The sequence below is a fragment of the Massilia sp. CCM 8734 genome (assembly GCF_011682155.1).
GTDB classification, from domain to species: domain Bacteria; phylum Pseudomonadota; class Gammaproteobacteria; order Burkholderiales; family Burkholderiaceae_D; genus Telluria_A; species Telluria_A rubra.
In genome coordinates, this window is record NZ_WHJI01000043.1 from 1 (window position 1) to 15945 (window position 15945).

Sequence of the window (15945 nt, forward strand, 5' to 3'; positions counted from 1 at the left end):
GCCCCCCCCCGCCCCCCCCCCCCCCCCCGCGCCCGCCCGCCCCCCCCCCCCCCCCCGGGGGCGCCCCCCCCCCCCCCCCCCGCCCCCCCCCCCCGCCCCGCCCGGGGGGGGGCCCCCGGCAGCCGGCGTTGCGCCGGCTGCTTGATCAATGCCGATTGCGCTTCTCGCGCTTGCATTCGAGGCTGCTGAGGATGTTCCCGGAAGGATCGACCGTGTCCAGATGGACATCGAAGCCCCACAGGCGCGCCACGTGCTTGAGCACTTCCTGGGCGTGCTGGTTGAGCGGACGGCGCTGGAACTGGGTGTGGCGCAGGGTCAAGGCGCGGTCGTCGCGCGTGTTCACTTGCCAGACCTGGATGTTCGGTTCGCGGTTGCCCAGGTTGTACTGTTCGGCCAGCTGCTGGCGCACGTAGCGGTAGCCGCGCTCGTCGTGGATGGCCGAGATGGTCAGCTTCTCGTTCTTGTCGTCGTCGAGCACGGCGAAGAAGTGGAAGTCGCGGATCAGTTTCGGCGAGAGGTATTGAGCAATGAAACTTTCGTCCTTGAAGTTTCGCATCGCAAAGTCGAGCGCCACCCGCCAGTCGGTGCCGGCGATCGCGGGAAACCAGTCGCGGTCTTCCTGGGTCGGGTTCTCGCAGATGCGGCGGATGTCGCTCATCATGGCGAAGCCCAGCGCGTACGGATTGATGCCGCTGTAATACTGGCTGGTGGCGGGCGGTTGATAGACGACGTTGGTATGGCTTTGCAAAAACTCCATCATGAAGCCATCGCCGACGATGCCCTCTTTATATAGTTCCTGCAAAATCGTGTAGTGCCAGAAGGTAGCCCAGCCTTCGTTCATCACCTGGGTCTGGCGCTGCGGATAAAAGTACTGGGAAATCTTGCGCGTGATCCGCACCATTTCGCGCTGCCATGGTTCGAGCAGGGGCGCATACTTTTCGATGAAATACAGCAGGTTTTCTTCGGGCTCGGGCGGAAAGCGCGGAATGGCCACGTCGGCCGCTTCTTCGTCGCGCCGCGGCACCGTGCGCCACAGGGCGTTGACCTGGGACTGGGCATATTCTTCGCGTTCTTTCTGGCGCGCATTCTCTTGCGCCAGGGACAGCTTGGCCGGGCGCTTGTAGCGGTCCACGCCATAGTTCTGCAGCGCATGGCAGGAATCGAGCAGCAGCTCGACCGCGTCGATGCCGTGCCGCAGTTCGCACTCGGCAATGTAGTTCTTGGCGAACACCATATAGTCGACGATGGCGTCGGCGTCGGTCCAGGTGCGGAACAGGTAATTGCCTTTGAAGAATGAATTGTGCCCGTAGGCAGCGTGGGCGATGACCAGCGCCTGCATGGTCAGGCTGTTCTCTTCCATCAGGTAGGCGATGCAGGGGTTCGAGTTGATGACGATCTCGTACGCCAGGCCCATCTGGCCGCGCTTGTAGCTCTTTTCGGTGGACAGGAAATGCTTGCCGAAGGACCAGTGGTTATACGATACCGGCATGCCGACCGAGGTGTAGGCATCCATCATCTGCTCGGCGGTGATGATTTCGAGCTGGTTGGGGTAAGTGTCGAGGCCGAAGCTTTTGGCGACACGGCGGATTTCTTCATGCGCGTGCTCGATCAGGTCGAAAGTCCATTCCGACTGTTCGGGCAGGGCGCGCGGATGTTTGGGGTCTCTTGGCATGGCTGGGTTCTCCTGGTGCCGACGAGTTGGCTATTTCGCTTGCTTCTTGAACAGTTCACGGAAGACCGGATAGATATCGGCCGGTGTGACAATTTTTTGCATCGCAAAGTTCGGATGGTGGTCCGACACTTCGGCGTACTGCTCCCACAGGTTCTGCGGCGGGCCGTCGGTGATTTCCACATACGTGTAGTACTGGACCGCCGGCATGATGGTGTTGATCAGCAACTGCTTGCACAGCACCGAGTCGTTGTCCCAGTTGTCGCCGTCCGAGGCTTGCGCGACATAGCTGTTCCACTCGCCACTACCGTAGCGCTCGCCGATGACCTTGGTCAGCAGGTGCAGCGCCGACGACACCACGGTGCCGCCCGACTCGCGCGAATGGAAGAATTCTTCCTCGTCCACTTCGGAGGCGGCCGTGTGGTGGCGGATGAACACCACCTCGATCTTGTCGTAGGCGCGCTTGAGGAACAGGTACAGCAGGATGAAAAAGCGCTTGGCGGTATCTTTGCGGCTCTCGTCCATCGAGCCCGACACGTCCATGATGCAGAACATCACGGCCTGGGTCATGGGCTTGGGCACCTTGATGCGGTTGCTGTAGCGCAGGTCGAACGGATCGATAAAGGGAATCGCCAGCAGCTTGGTGTGCAGGTGATGGATCAGGCGCTTGAGCTCGACCACGCGGGGGTGGTCCAGCGGCGCGCCTTCTTCCAGCAGCGCGACCAGCTCGTTCTCGGCTTCCAGCACCGCCTTGCGCGAGCTGCCGCCCACCGCGATCCGGCGTCCCAGCGCCCCGCGCAGCGAGCGCAGCACGTGAATGTTGGACGGCGTGCCCGACATATTGTAGCCGGCGCGCTGGTTCTTGAATTCGGTGGTGGCGGTCAGCTGGGTCTTGACCATGTTCGGCAATTCCAGGTCTTCGAAGAAGTAATTCATGAATTCTTCGCGCGAAAGCTCGAAGATGAAATCGTCTTCCGATTGCTGGTCGCTGTTGCCGGCCTTGCCGCGCCCGGCGCCGCCGCCGCCCTTGGGCCGGCTGAACTGATCGCCTTTCTGGTATTCCTTGTTGCCGGGATTGATGGTTTCCCACACGCCGCCGTGGGCGTGGCCGAAATTCGGCTCGTTCACATCCTTGACGGGAATCGATACCTTCTCGCCATTCTCGATATCGGTGATCGAGCGGCCCTTGATGGCCCGCCCGACAGCGTCCTTGATCTGGCTTTTATATCGCCGGAGGAAGCGCTCTCGGTTGATCGCGGACTTGTTCTTGCCTTGCAAGCGTCGGTCGATGAGGTAAGTCAAAACGGGCCTCCTGCTTCAAATCCTGTTTGCGCCTGGCAAGCGCCGTGGCGCGCGCCGGGCGGACCACGACGGCCCGCTATCCCGGCCGCCTTACGACGACTTGCGCACGCGCAGATACCATTCGCACAGCAGGCGCACCTGCTTGGCGGTGTAACCTTTTTCCACCATGCGCGCCACGAAATCGGCGTGCTTGTTCGCGTCCTCGGCACTGGCCTTGGCGTTGAACGAAATGACCGGTAAAAGTTCCTCGGTATTCGAGAACATTTTCTTCTCGATCACGGTGCGGAACTTTTCATAGCTGGTCCAGGCCGGATTCTTGCCGCCGTTGGTGGCCCGTGCGCGCAAGCCGAAGTTGACGATCTCGTTGCGGAAATCCTTGGGATTGCTGATACCGGCCGGTTTTTCGATCTTTTCCAGTTCGTTGTTGAGCGAATCGCGGTCGAAACTCTCGCCCGTGTCGGGATCGCGGAATTCCTGGTCCTGGATCCAGAAGTCGGCGAACGTCACGTAGCGGTCGAAAATGTTCTGGCCGTATTCGGAATAGCTTTCCAGGTAGGCGGTCTGGATTTCCTTGCCGATGAATTCGACATAGCGCTGCGCCAGGTGCTCTTTAATATACGAGAAGTAGCGCTGCTCGGTTTCGGGCGGGAACTGCTCGCGCTCGATCTGCTGCTCCAGCACATACAGCAGGTGCACCGGATTGGCCGCCACTTCGGTATTATCGAAGTTAAAGACCTTCGACAAAATCTTGAACGCGAAGCGGGTCGACAGCCCGTTCATGCCTTCGTCCACCCCGGCGTAATCGACATACTCGTGCATCGACTTGGCCTTGGGATCGGTATCCTTCAGGTTTTCGCCATCGTAGACCAGCATTTTGGAGAAAACACTCGAATTTTCCGGGTCCTTCAGGCGCGACAGGATCGCAAACTGCGCCATCATCTTCATGGTGCCCGGCGCGCACGGGGCCTGTTCCAGCGAGGAATTGCGGATCAGCTTGTCGTAAATCTTGATCTCGTCGGACACGCGCAGGCAATACGGCACCTTGACGATATAGATCCGGTCCAGGAACGCTTCGTTGTTGCGGTTATTGCGGAAGGTCTTCCACTCCGACTCGTTCGAGTGCGCCAGGATGATGCCGTCGAAGGGAATCGCGCCGAAGCCCTCGGTGCCCTTGTAATTGCCTTCCTGGGTGGCCGTCAGCAGCGGATGGAGCACCTTGATCGGCGCCTTGAACATCTCGACGAATTCCATCAGCCCCTGGTTGGCCAGGCACAGGCCACCCGAGTAGCTGTAGGCGTCCGGATCGTCCTGGGCATAATCTTCGAGCTTGCGGATATCGACCTTGCCGACCAGCGAAGAAATATCCTGGTTATTCTCGTCGCCCGGTTCGGTCTTGGAAATGGCGATCTGCTTGAGCACCGAAGGATAGCGCTTGACCACGCGGAACTGGTTGATATCGCCATTGAATTCGTGCAGGCGCTTGACCGCCCACGGGCTCGGAATGGTGCGCAGGTAGCGCCGTGGAATGCCGTAATCTTCTTCCAGGATGACGCCGTCTTCTTCCTCGTTGAACAGGCCGAGCGGCGATTCGTTCACCGGCGAGCCTTTCAGCGCGTAAAAGGGCACCTGTTCCATCAGGACCTTGAGTTTTTCGGCGATCGACGACTTGCCGCCGCCGACCGGGCCGAGCAGATACAGGATCTGCTTGCGTTCTTCCAGTCCCTGCGCGGCATGGCGGAAGTACGACACCACCTGCTCGATGACTTCTTCGGTGCCGTAGAAATCGCGGAAGGCCGGATAAATCTTGATGACTTTATTGGCGAAGATGCGCGACAGGCGCGTGTCGTTGCGCGTGTCCACCAGGGTCGGCTCGCCGATCGCGGCCAGCATGCGTTCGGGCGCGCTGGCGTAGGTCAGCTTGTCCTTTTTGCACAGTGCCAGATACTCAGAGAGGGAGTACTCCTCTTCGCGGGTACGCTCATAGCGAGCTGCGTAGTTGTCAAAAATGGTCATTTGAATGTCCTTTAATGTGCTGTCACTACTTCACTGTCACTGGCAGTCGTACCGTCAGCGTGCTGTCCAGCCCTGAGGGGCCTCGAAAAACCTGCCGGGCAACGCGATTTTCGTCCTGCGATGCTCACCGTACCTTCGTACGGCTACGCTTCCCTGACGAAACTTGCGCCGCCCGCTACGGTTTTTCGAGGCCCCCTCTGTTCGTTGGGGTACTCCATTTGAACCGTCGCCGGCTTTCCTGTTCCAGCAATTCTGAAACAAAAAACGGCTAACGATATTTATTGTTTTTACCGGTATCGCCCGGTTACTTTGCGTGTATCGACAAGCTCTTCTTACGCCTGTGAAATTTATTATGTGCCTAATGGTTGCGGAAGTCAAAGTAATGTAGAGTAAGCTGATGTAACCGTGTTAAGTAACTGATTTGCAAAGAAAAAATTGATTTTGGCGAGAGATTTTACTGTCTCATTTTTGCCTTGGATGTTCGTTATGCATGTCGTCTTGATCAAGGTTTCCTGCACTAATGAAAGAACGACATCGCGACCATCTTGGTTGATTGGATAGTGCACGAACTCTGCGACCGATGGCGCACGAAAATCACCGTGCGTGTCACACATTTTCCAAGCTGAACTTTGCCGGTGGCCGCTTGCGTCCCGCGCTTGCGCCGCGCGCTTGCGTCCCGCGCTTGCGCTACACTGCTGCCTGACGACACACCTATTACCGACGGAGAAATACTATGCTGAACGACCAGATGAGAAATATTGTGCAACAGATGCCGAAGGCCGAATTGCACATCCACATCGAAGGGTCGCTCGAACCGGAGCTGATCTTTGCGCTGGCGCAAAGAAATGGTGTTTCCCTGGCCTATGCCTCGGTGGAAGAGCTGCGCGCGGCCTATGCCTTCAGCGACCTGCAATCCTTTCTCGACATCTATTACGCCGGCGCCAGTGTCTTGCTCAAGGAGCAGGACTTCTATGATATGACCATGGCTTACCTGGTGCGTTCCCACGCCGACAACGTGCGCCATGCCGAAATCTTTTTTGATCCGCAAACCCACACCGCGCGCGGCGTGCCCTTCGACACCATGATCAACGGCATCTGGCGCGCCTGCCAGGACGGTCCCATCAGCGCGACCCTGATCATGTGCTTCCTGCGTCACCTGAGCGAAGACGACGCCATTGCCACCCTGGAAGAAGCCTTGCCGTTCCGCGACAAGATCATCGGCGTCGGACTCGACTCGTCCGAGCGCGGCCATCCGCCCGAAAAATTCGCGCGCGTGTTCGAGCGCTGCCGCCAGCTCGGCCTGCGCCTGGTGGCCCATGCCGGGGAAGAAGGCCCGCCGGCCTACATCGAAACCGCGCTCGACGTGCTCAATGTCGAGCGCATCGACCACGGCGTGCGCTGCCTGGAAGACTCGGAACTGACCGCGCGCCTGGCACGCGAACAGATCGCGCTGACCGTCTGCCCGCTGTCGAACGTCAAGCTGCGCGTGTTCGGCGAGATGGAAGAACACAACCTCGTGACCTTGCTCGAGGCCGGCCTGGTCGCCACCGTCAACTCGGACGACCCGGCCTACTTCGGCGGCTACATGAACGATAACTTCGTGGCCGTGTTCGACGCCTTGCCCCTGACCGTCGCCCACGCGCGCCAGCTGGCCCGCAACAGCTTCACGGCGGCCTTCCTGGAGCCGGAAGCCAAGCGCGCCTTCCTCGCCGAAGTCGACCAGTTCTTTGCCGGCGCGAGCGCCAGTCCCGGCGTCGCCATTTAAGTCACCATTTAATACATCACCGGCCCCGCCATGCTGATTCAATCGCTTCGAATGACCGCGCGCGACTGGCGCGCCGGTGAACTGCGCTTCTTGCTGATCTCCCTGATCATCGCCGTCTCGGCGCTGTCGGCGGTGGGTTTTTTCATCGACCGCATGCGCAACGGCCTCAATCGCGATGCGCACCAGTTGCTCGGCGCCGACCTGCTGGTCAATGCCGACCAGCCGCTCGATCCGGCCTGGCGCGCCGAAGCCGTCAAGCGCGGCCTGGTGCTGGCCGATACGGTGACGTTTCCGAGCATGGCGCAGGCGGGCGAGGGCGAACAATCGGTGTCGCAACTGGCCGCCATCAAGGCCGTCTCGCCCGGCTACCCGCTGCGCGGCCAGCTGCGCATCAGCACCAGTATCGAGCAGGCCAGCGCCGCGCTGGGCGAGAAGACCGACGCCACGCCTGCGGCGGGCACGGTATGGGTCGACCCCAACATCCTGACCGCCTTGAAAGTAAACGTCGGCAGCCGTATTCGCGTGGGCGACAAGGCATTCACGATCGCCCAGCTGATCGCCTCGGAGCCGGACCGCGGTCCCTCGTTCGCCAATTTTTCGCCGCGCGTGATGCTGCCGCTGGCCGATCTCGCTGCCACGGGCCTGGTCGACAACGGCTCGCGCGTGACGTACCGCCTGCAGGTGAGCGCCGCGTCCAGCAACGACAGCAAAGCCGTCAAGGCCTTCGAAGAATGGATCAGCGCCCGCATCGAGGCTGGCAAGGTGCGCGGCGTGCGCGTCGAATCGCTCGAAAACGGCCGTCCCGAAATGCGTTCCACGCTCGACCGCGCCGACCGCTTCCTGTCGCTGGTCGGGCTGCTCTCGGCCATGCTGGCGGCGGTCGCCGTGGCCATGGCCGCGCGCCGCTTCATGCTGCGCCACCTGGACGCCTGCGCCATGCTGCGCTGCCTCGGCCTGACCCAGAACCAGGTCACCATGCTGTACCTGATCGAGTTTGCGCTCATTGGCCTGGTCGGCAGCGCGCTCGGGGTGCTGGTCGGCTTCGGCGGCCACTATGTATTGATGCAGCTGATCGGCTCCATGCTCAGCACCGACCTGCCGCCGGTCTCGTTCCTGCCGGCCGTGCAGGGCGTCGCCACCGGCATGCTGCTGCTGGTCGGCTTTGCGCTGCCGCCGGTGCTCCAGCTGCGCAACGTGCCGCACAACCGCGTGATCCGGCGCGAACAGGCCGCACCCAAGCCGATGGCGCTGGCCACCTATGGCCTGGGCCTGGTGGTGTTCGTCGGCCTGCTGCTGTGGCAGGCGGGCGACGTCAAGCTGGCGCTGTCGACCGCGGCCGGCTTCCTGGGCGGCTTTGCCTTCTTCGCGCTGGTGGCGTGGGGCGGCCTGGCGGCCCTCAAGACGCTGCGCGGCGCCATCGACAACCAGAGCTGGCGCTTTGCCGTCACCTCGCTGCAGCGCCGTCCGGGCGCCACCATCGTGCAGGTGGTCTCGCTGGCGCTCGGCCTCATGGCCCTGCTGCTGCTGACCGTGGTGCGCGGCGACCTGATGACCGCCTGGCGCAGCGCCACTCCGCCGGACGCGCCGAACCGCTTCATCATCAACATCCTGCCCGAGCAGAAGGATGATGTGGCCAGGCGCATCGCCGCCGCCAACGTCAAGGAAGCGCAGCTGTTCCCGATGATCCGCGGACGCCTGGCCGCCGTCAATGGCCAGCCGGTCAGCGCCGCCACGTACGCCGATGACGACAACGCGCAGCGCCTGGCCGACCGCGAATTCAACCTCTCGACCACCCTCGACATGCCGGCCTCGAACGAGATCGTGGCGGGCCAGTGGTACAAGGATGGGCCGGGCGTGGCCGAAGCCTCGGTCGAGCAGGGCATCGCCAAGACCTTGCGCCTGAAACTGGGCGACACCTTGCGCTTCGATGTCGGCGGCACGCTGGTCGACGCCAAAGTGACCAGCCTGCGCAAGCTGGAATGGGGCTCGATGCGCGCGAACTTTTTCGTGATCATTAACCCGGCCGCGATGGAAAAGACCTCGCAAACCTTCATGACGGCTTTCCACCTGCCGCCGGCGCAGAGCACCTTCACCAACAGCCTGACGCGCGATTTCCCGAACCTGACCGTGATCGATGTCAGCGGCATCATCCGCCAGTTGCAGGAAGTGCTGGACCAGGTGGTGACGGCGGTCGAATTCCTGTTCATGTTCACCCTGGCCTCGGGCGTGCTGGTGCTGTACGCGGCGCTGATGGGTTCCCAGGACGAGCGCACCCGGGAATCGGGCCTGCTGCGGGCCCTTGGCGCGACGCGCAAGCAGCTCGCGCGCGCGCAGTGGATCGAATTTTCGCTGGTGGGCGGCCTGGCCGGCCTGCTGGCCGCGTCGGGCGCGGCGGCGCTGGGCTGGGCGCTGGCGACCTACCAGTTCAAGTTCCCATGGACCTTCAGCCCGATGGTATGGCTGGCCGGCCTGGTGGTGGGCGCGCTGTGCGCCATCATCGGCGGCTGGCTCGGACTGCGCAACGTGCTGCGCCAGCCGCCGTTGCAGACCTTGCGCGGTACGTAAAACCGCCAACTTCACAGCGTGCTCTCGCGCTCGCTCAAGAAGCTCGAGAACGGGTGGGCCGGTTGCTCCAGCTCACCGGGCGCCAGCGGGAACAGCGCCCAGTAGTAGTTCTGGGCGCCGCGGCAGCGCTGGGCCGGCGCGGTCCAGCGATGCCAGTTTTTGGCAAAATCGCGCGCATACATGCCGTCGCCCTCGCGAAAATACGGCACGATGCAGCGCTCGTGCACCGCCTGCAAAAACGACTGCGGCGCATCGTTGTCGCAGCCGACTTCATAGTGCGCATTCATCCCCGCCTCGGTCTCGACCACCATCAGCTGCGCGCGGCCGCGCGCGTCGTAGAGCAAAATGCCGGCCGGATTCGGATACAGGTAGTGCTCCACGATCCCGTGCTGCTCGACCACCATGCGCACCACCGCACTGAACGCCGGGTCGCTCAAAAAACTGTGGTTGTGCAGCTTGAGCAGGTCGCGCAAGGGGTCGGAGCGGGCCGCGAAATACTCGGCCTGCAGCGCCACGATTTCGGCTTCGAGCTTGTCGAGCGCACCGTCGTCGCTCTTTTTGATGTAACGGTCGATCAGGCCGCGGTTAAAGGCGTCGACCGCCACCTTCTCGTCGGCCACGCCGGTAAACAGGATTTTCTTGCAGGGCAGGTGGCGCAGCGCCTCGCATAATTCGAGGCCATCCATCTGCGGCATCGAGTAATCGACCACCACCACCGACGGCGTCATGAAGCGCTGCGGCTCGAAGCTGATGCGATGGATCTGGTCGATATCGAAGGCCACGTTGCAGCGCTCTTTTGAATCGGGATAGGTATCGTGGCTGGCCGCCAGCCGGCCCGGCTCGCGCTCGCCGTGGGCGCCGATCCAGGCCAGCGCGCTGCTGGTATCGGCAAAGCATTTGCTGGCCAGCGCGGGGTCGAGCTGGAAGGCGACGCTTTTCAGGAAGCTGTCGCTGTCGTCGATCAGGACGGTCAGGCTTGGATGGCTGTAGATCGGCAGGGGCATGCTGGGTCTTTCATAAGAGGTCAATGCGGCTCCGGCGCCACGGCCACGCGCGGGAACTCGAGCACGAACATGGTGTAGCCAAGTTCGCGCGAGACGCAGCGGATGCTGGCCTGCCAGGCATCGATGATGTCCTTGCACAAGGCCAGGCCGATGCCGGCGCCGGAACTGGGAGGGTAGGAATAGAAGCGCTGGAAGATCATCGGCAACTGGCGCGCGGCGATGCCGCAGCCGGTGTCGATCACCAGCAGGCGCGGTTGTTCGGGACGGCCGTCGACGACGATGCGGATGCGGCCCTTGCCGGCCCGGTGCAGCGCCTTGAGCGCGTTGCGCAGCAGGTTGAGCAAAATGACCACCGACAGCTCGTACTTGCCGGCGAAGCGGAAGTCGGTGCGGATATCGACGCTGACCGCGTCGCGCTGCGACTGCGCCGCGAACGGATAGCGCCGGATCACCGAGTCGACCACCTGGCGCATCGACACCACCTCGGTCGCTTCGAGGCGCTGCTCGACCGCGCTGGCCGACAGCAGGAACAGGTCGATCATGTGGTTCATGTGGCGCACCTCGTACTGGATGCGCGTCATCGCCTCGCTCATCGCCTGCCAGTCGGCCTCGCTGGCCCTGGCCGGCGGCGTGATGCGGCGGCAGATGCCGCGCACATTGGCCTCCACGCTGACCAGCGGCGTGCGCAGTTCGTGCGACACGCTGGCCAGGGCGTGCGCCATGCCGGCCAGCTTTTCGCCCGCCAGCGCCCCGCGCCCGGCCTTGGCCACCGACACGGCGATCATCGTAAACGCATAGATCGGCAGCTGTTCCAGCACCGTGGGACTGAGCATGAAGGCGGCTTCGCCGACCAGCGCAAACAGGGCGCAGGCCAGGGCGCTGCCGATAGCGCAGGCGGCTAGCGCCCAGCGCGTGCGAAAGTGGAACAGCACCGTCAGCGCAATGAGCATCGACTGGCTCCACACGGCCGAGCCGTGGTTCATCAGGTACATGAAGGTGAACTGGAACGGCAGCACGTAGGTGAGCGCGACGAACAGGTAGGCGTTGACGAAGCGCCCGCGCAGCAGGCGGCCGGGCGCCAGCGCGGGCAGGCACAGGGCGGCGCCGAGCAGGCGCAAGGCGAGGCTTTCGAACTCCTGCGGGAACCAGTAGGTCCAGATCGTATAGTAGGCCGGCATGCCCAGGAAACCGATCCACGCCAGCAGGATGAAGCGGCTGGTCGCATGCGCGTGGTGGCGCTCGTGCTTGACGAACCACTGCAGCAAGGAGCGGCGCAGGCGGTCGGCGGAAAACGGAGCGGTGGCGCTGGCAAAGGTCATGGAAAGGTTTCCTGGCTCGCAAGGGTAGGCGAGAAAGGACAATCTTGACCTATGTTGATATTTTGCAATTTGATATATGTCAAGGTCTATCGATGTTGCAGGATTGTCAAGGAAGGGCGGCACAAAATAGATGCTTTTTCCAAGGAGAATTCATGTCTTTTGCTGTCGATCAAGTTTCGCCTGCCTTGCGCGCGCACCCGGACATGCCATCGTTTGTTACCGGCCGCATGGACGAGCACTACGTCACGCGGGTGGCGCAGTTGCTGGGCGGCGAACACCTGCATGTGTGGACAGCACCCCAGCCCGGCGCGATCATGTTGGCCAGCAACGATTACCTGTGCATTTCCGGCGAAGTGGCCTTGCGGGGCGCGCAGGCACGCTGCCTGGTGCGCAACCAGGGCGGCATGCTGATGTCGTCGGTGTTCCTGCAGCAGGGCAGCGCCCAGCACCGCCTGGAAGCGAAGCTGGCCGCCTTCATGGGGGCGCAGGACGGGGTGCTGACCCAGTCCGGCTGGGCCGCCAACGTCGGCCTGCTGCAAACCATCGCCGGGCCTGGTGTGCCGGTCTATCTCGACATGATGGCGCACGCCTCGCTGTGGGAAGGGGTGCAGTCGGCGCAGGCCACGGCGCTGCCGTTCCTGCACAACGATGCGGCGCATCTGGAGCGCCAGGTGCGCAAGCACGGTCCCGGCGTGATCGTGGTCGACGCGCTGTACAGCACTAACGGCAGCGTCGCGCCGTTGATCGACATTGCGCGCATCGCCACCGACAGCGGCAGCATTTTGGTGGTCGACGAGTCGCATTCGCTCGGCACGCACGGCCCGCGCGGGGCCGGGCTGGTGGCGCAACTGGGCCTGGCTGGCCAGGTGCATTTTCGCACCGCTTCGCTGGCCAAGAGCTTTGCCGGGCGCGCCGGCTTCATTACCTGTTCCAGCCACTTCAAGGGCTACTTCCTGTCGGCCTCGCGTCCGGCGATTTTCAGCTCCTGCCTGCTCGAACACGAGCTGGCGTGGTTCGACGCCGCGCTCGACTTCATCGCCGGGGCCGATGGGCGGCGCGCCGCGCTGGCGCGCGTCACGCGCACGGTGCGCGACGGCCTGCGCGCCTTGGGCTACAACGTCGACGACGGCAGCGAACAAATCATCGCGCTCGAAGCCGGACCGGAACCGCGCACGCTGGCGCTGCGCAAGGCGTTGGAAAAGCGCGGGATCTACGGCGCCGTGTTCTGCGCCCCGGCCACCGCCAAGAACCGCTCGCTGGTGCGCCTCACGCTCAATAGCGCTTTGACCGATGCGCAGTGCGCGCGCCTGCTCGCGGCCTGCGCCGACATGCGCCTGGAGGTCGGGATGGACAGCTGGCCGTCGACACGGCGCCCGCGCCGCCTCACACTGGTCTGACAGCGTCGCGCATGCTGCGCTATCATGGCGGCATGAGTGAACCACAAACCCTGTATGACGTCATCGGTGGCGAAGCGCGCGTGCGCGAGATGGTCGACCGCTTCTACGACCTGATGGAACTCGAACCCGAGTTCGCCGGCATCCGCGCGCTGCATCCGCCGTCCATGGAAGGCTCGCGCGACAAGCTGTTCATGTTCCTGAGCGGCTGGCTGGGCGGGCCCGACCTGTTTGTCGAACAGTACGGCCACCCGCGCCTGCGTGCGCGCCACCTGCCGTTTGCCATCGGCAGCAGCGAACGCGATCAATGGCTGCGAGCGATGGCGTGGGCGATGGAAGATATCGGCATCGACGAAGCATTGCGCCTGCGCCTGATGGAGTCGTTCTACCAGACCGCCGACTGGATGCGCAACCAGCCAGGTTGATGTCCGATTGATCCCATGAACCAGACCGAATTCCTGATCCTGGCCGCGCTGGCGGTCGTCATCATCATTTTGCAGGCGCTCATGCTGCTGCGCGCGCGCGGCAATGGTGACGCCGGCGCGCAATCGGACAAGCTGCAGTTAGAGCGGCTGGAACGCGAGCTGCGCCTGGAACTGCAGGCCGGGGCGCAAGGCACGCGCCAGGACATCGGCGCCAGCCTCGCGCAATATCACGGTGCCACCGTGCAGCAGCTCGACAGCATGCGCCAGCAGATTCACCTGGCCAGCATCAGCGGGCGCGAAGAGCAGTCGGCCACGCTCAAGCGTTTTGCCGACACCATGCACCAGACCTTGTCGGCGCTGACCGAGTCGAACGCGCAGCGCATGCTGGAAGTGCGCTCGACCCTGGAAGCGAAGATCCGCGACCTGCAGAACGATAACGGCGCGCGCCTGGAAGAAATGCGCAAGACGGTCGACGAGAAGCTGCATGCGACGCTCGAGACGCGCCTGTCCGAATCGTTCCGCCAGGTCTCCGAGCGCCTGGAGCGGGTGCACCAGGGGCTGGGCGAGATGCAGCAGCTGGCCATTGGCGTGGGCGACCTGAAACGGGTGCTCACCAATGTCAAGACGCGCGGTACCTGGGGCGAAGTGCAGCTTGAAATGCTGCTCGAACAGGTGCTGACGGTGGACCAGTATGCGAAGAACGTCGAGACCATTCCCGGCACCGGGGCGCGGGTCGAGTTTGCGATCAAGCTGCCCGGTCATGTCGATGGCGGCGTGCCGGTGTGGATGCCGATCGACGCCAAGTTCCCCAAGGAGCAGTACGAACGGCTGCTCGATGCGGCCGACCGGGCCGACGCCGATGGCGTGGCGCTGGCCGGGCGCGAGCTCGAACGGGCGGTGCGGCTGGAAGCGAAGACCATCTGCGACAAATACGTGTCGCCGCCGTTGACGACCGATTTTGCGATTTTGTTCCTGCCGACCGAGGGGCTGTATGCGGAGGTGATGCGCCGGCCGGGCTTGGCCGACGATTTGCAACGCACCTTGCGCGTGTCGATCGCGGGGCCGTCGACCTTGTCGGCGATCCTGAACAGTTTGCAGATGGGATTCCGTACGCTGGCGCTGGAAAAGCGCTCGTCGGAAGTGTGGCAGGTGCTGGGGGCGGTGAAGACCGAATTTACCAAGTTCGGCGATGTGCTCACGCAGACCAAGCTGACCTTGGAAAAGGCGGCCAAGAATATCGAGAGCGCCGAAGTGCGCAGTCGCCAGATGGCGCGCAAGCTGAAATCGGTGGAGGCGCTGCCGAGCGAGGCGGCGCAGTTGATGCTGGGGCCGGATCTGGATAGCGAGGCGTAGAACGTAGCGCGTATCCCTCAGCGCTAACCTCCAAACCGTCTTTCCCGCCTGCGCGGGAAAGACGGCTTGGAGGTTAGCGGGTGCGCAAACGGCGCCTGGCGGCACTCATCACCGCCACCAACCCCAGTCCCATCATCATCGACTGTCCCGGTTCGGGCACCGGCACCGCCGGCACGTTGGTCTCGGGAACCGGCGTGAGGTCGATGCCAGTCGTCGGCCCGTCCCTGAACGGCGGCCCGAACCCACCGGTGCCGATCGGCGTCACGGGAATTTCGCCCTGATAGGCGATCGAGCCCGGCGGCGTGGCTGGCGCCCGCTCCGGCACCACCGGCTTGGTCGTGGCGCTGCCGCCGCGCGGCGCGATGTCCAGTTCGCTTTCGGGCGGCGCCGGCTCGTCGGCCAAGGAGGTCGACGAGCCCGGCCCACCGGTTCCAGGGCGACCCCGGGACGGCCCGCTGGTGCCCAGGCGGTGAATGCGGCTCACGTTGCGGCACACGGTCGGCACCAGGATGCAGTGATCGCCTTCGCAGTACACCAATCCGGCCTGCCTGGTGCGCGCGCTCCAGCCGGCGCGCGAGACGTTGCCGCACACCGTGCCGGCGCCGAAATGCATGTCGCGGATCTTGGGGTCGTAGTAGTTCTGGCCCTTGATCGAATCGCGTCCGATGGTGACGAATTCGTCGAAATTACGGTCGGCCATGCGCTCCTTGAGGCGCGCGCGCACCAGCGGCGGAATGTCGCGGTAACGGTCCACCGCCGCTACCACGTCGCCCATGAACGGGTTCACGCCGGGACGGTCCCAGTCGCACTTGGCGACGCGGCTCGCGGCGGCCGCCTGGGATGGTGCGGCCGTCAGCATCAGCGCCGCTCCCAGCATCAACACGCAGGCCGACATAGGCCCCGCGACCTTGTAACTTGCGACGGTAATGCTGCTTGCGCGCTTCATGATCTCTGACCCGATGGGTTTGCCTGAAGATCAATACTAACAAGCGTTTTTCAAAAAAACGGTGCAATTTCAATAACAATAAAACGCCATTAATGATGTTGGTAAGTCATTTCCCTATGAAAACGCCCCAGATGACACGGCAATATAAATACAAGCTATGACAAAATAGGGTGACTCGAAAACAACATAA

At 63.1% G+C, this 15945-nt stretch carries 11 protein-coding genes; 5 read left to right on the forward strand and 6 right to left on the reverse strand.

The genetic code is table 11. From position 1 onward, the window contains the following. Positions 1–145 precede the first annotated feature (145 nt). From F2P46_RS28940 to F2P46_RS28950, 3 genes are all read right to left on the reverse strand, one after another. Entirely contained in the window at positions 146–1672 is a 1527-nt protein-coding gene (locus F2P46_RS28940) for a SpoVR family protein (RefSeq protein WP_166896782.1), read from the reverse strand. A 30-nt stretch (positions 1673–1702) separates the two neighbouring features. Then, complete coding sequence (locus F2P46_RS28945) at positions 1703–2971, reverse strand: YeaH/YhbH family protein (protein ID WP_166896784.1); 1269 nt, start codon at positions 2969–2971, stop codon at positions 1703–1705. Positions 2972–3061: 90 nt separating this feature from the next. Continuing rightward, entirely contained in the window at positions 3062–4984 is a 1923-nt protein-coding gene (locus F2P46_RS28950; protein ID WP_099875539.1) for a PrkA family serine protein kinase, read from the reverse strand. A gap of 733 nt (positions 4985–5717) precedes the next feature. On the opposite strand from F2P46_RS28950, the gene F2P46_RS28955 reads away from it, so the two are divergent. Continuing rightward, positions 5718–6749 carry an adenosine deaminase gene (locus F2P46_RS28955; protein WP_166896786.1) on the forward strand — a complete coding sequence of 344 codons (1032 nt, stop codon included), beginning with the start codon at positions 5718–5720 and terminating at the stop codon, positions 6747–6749. Between the two features lie 30 nt (positions 6750–6779). Beyond that, positions 6780–9314: an FtsX-like permease family protein gene (locus F2P46_RS28960; protein ID WP_166896788.1), complete on the forward strand. Its 2535-nt coding sequence runs from the start codon at positions 6780–6782 to the stop codon at positions 9312–9314. Positions 9315–9325: 11 nt separating this feature from the next. On the opposite strand, the gene F2P46_RS28965 is transcribed toward F2P46_RS28960, so the two are convergent. Beyond that, positions 9326–10318 carry a two-component system response regulator gene (locus F2P46_RS28965; protein ID WP_166896790.1) on the reverse strand — a complete coding sequence of 331 codons (993 nt, stop codon included), beginning with the start codon at positions 10316–10318 and terminating at the stop codon, positions 9326–9328. 20 nt (positions 10319–10338) lie between these two features. After that, complete coding sequence (locus tag F2P46_RS28970) at positions 10339–11637, reverse strand: HAMP domain-containing sensor histidine kinase (protein ID WP_166896792.1); 1299 nt, start codon at positions 11635–11637, stop codon at positions 10339–10341. Between the two features lie 152 nt (positions 11638–11789). Here F2P46_RS28970 and cqsA point away from each other — a divergent pair, with 152 nt between their 5' ends. Genes cqsA through F2P46_RS28985 form a run of 3 tightly spaced genes read left to right on the forward strand, consistent with a single transcriptional unit; the run spans position 11790 to position 14809 of the window. Beyond that, a complete protein-coding gene (gene cqsA / locus F2P46_RS28975) occupies positions 11790–13034 on the forward strand; it encodes an alpha-hydroxyketone-type quorum-sensing autoinducer synthase (protein WP_166896794.1) in 1245 nt (414 codons plus the stop codon). A 32-nt stretch (positions 13035–13066) separates the two neighbouring features. Further along, positions 13067–13456 (forward strand): group II truncated hemoglobin, encoded by a 390-nt coding sequence (locus F2P46_RS28980; RefSeq protein WP_166896796.1) that lies wholly within the window; start codon positions 13067–13069, stop codon positions 13454–13456. A gap of 15 nt (positions 13457–13471) precedes the next feature. Continuing rightward, entirely contained in the window at positions 13472–14809 is a 1338-nt protein-coding gene (locus F2P46_RS28985; RefSeq protein ID WP_166896798.1) for a DNA recombination protein RmuC, read from the forward strand. Positions 14810–14882: 73 nt separating this feature from the next. Here the strand turns inward: F2P46_RS28985 and F2P46_RS28990 are convergent, their stop codons facing one another. Then, on the reverse strand, positions 14883–15755 hold the full coding sequence (locus F2P46_RS28990; RefSeq protein WP_166896800.1) for an MHFG family PEP-CTERM protein: 873 nt from the start codon (positions 15753–15755) through the stop codon (positions 14883–14885). Positions 15756–15945 lie beyond the last annotated feature (190 nt).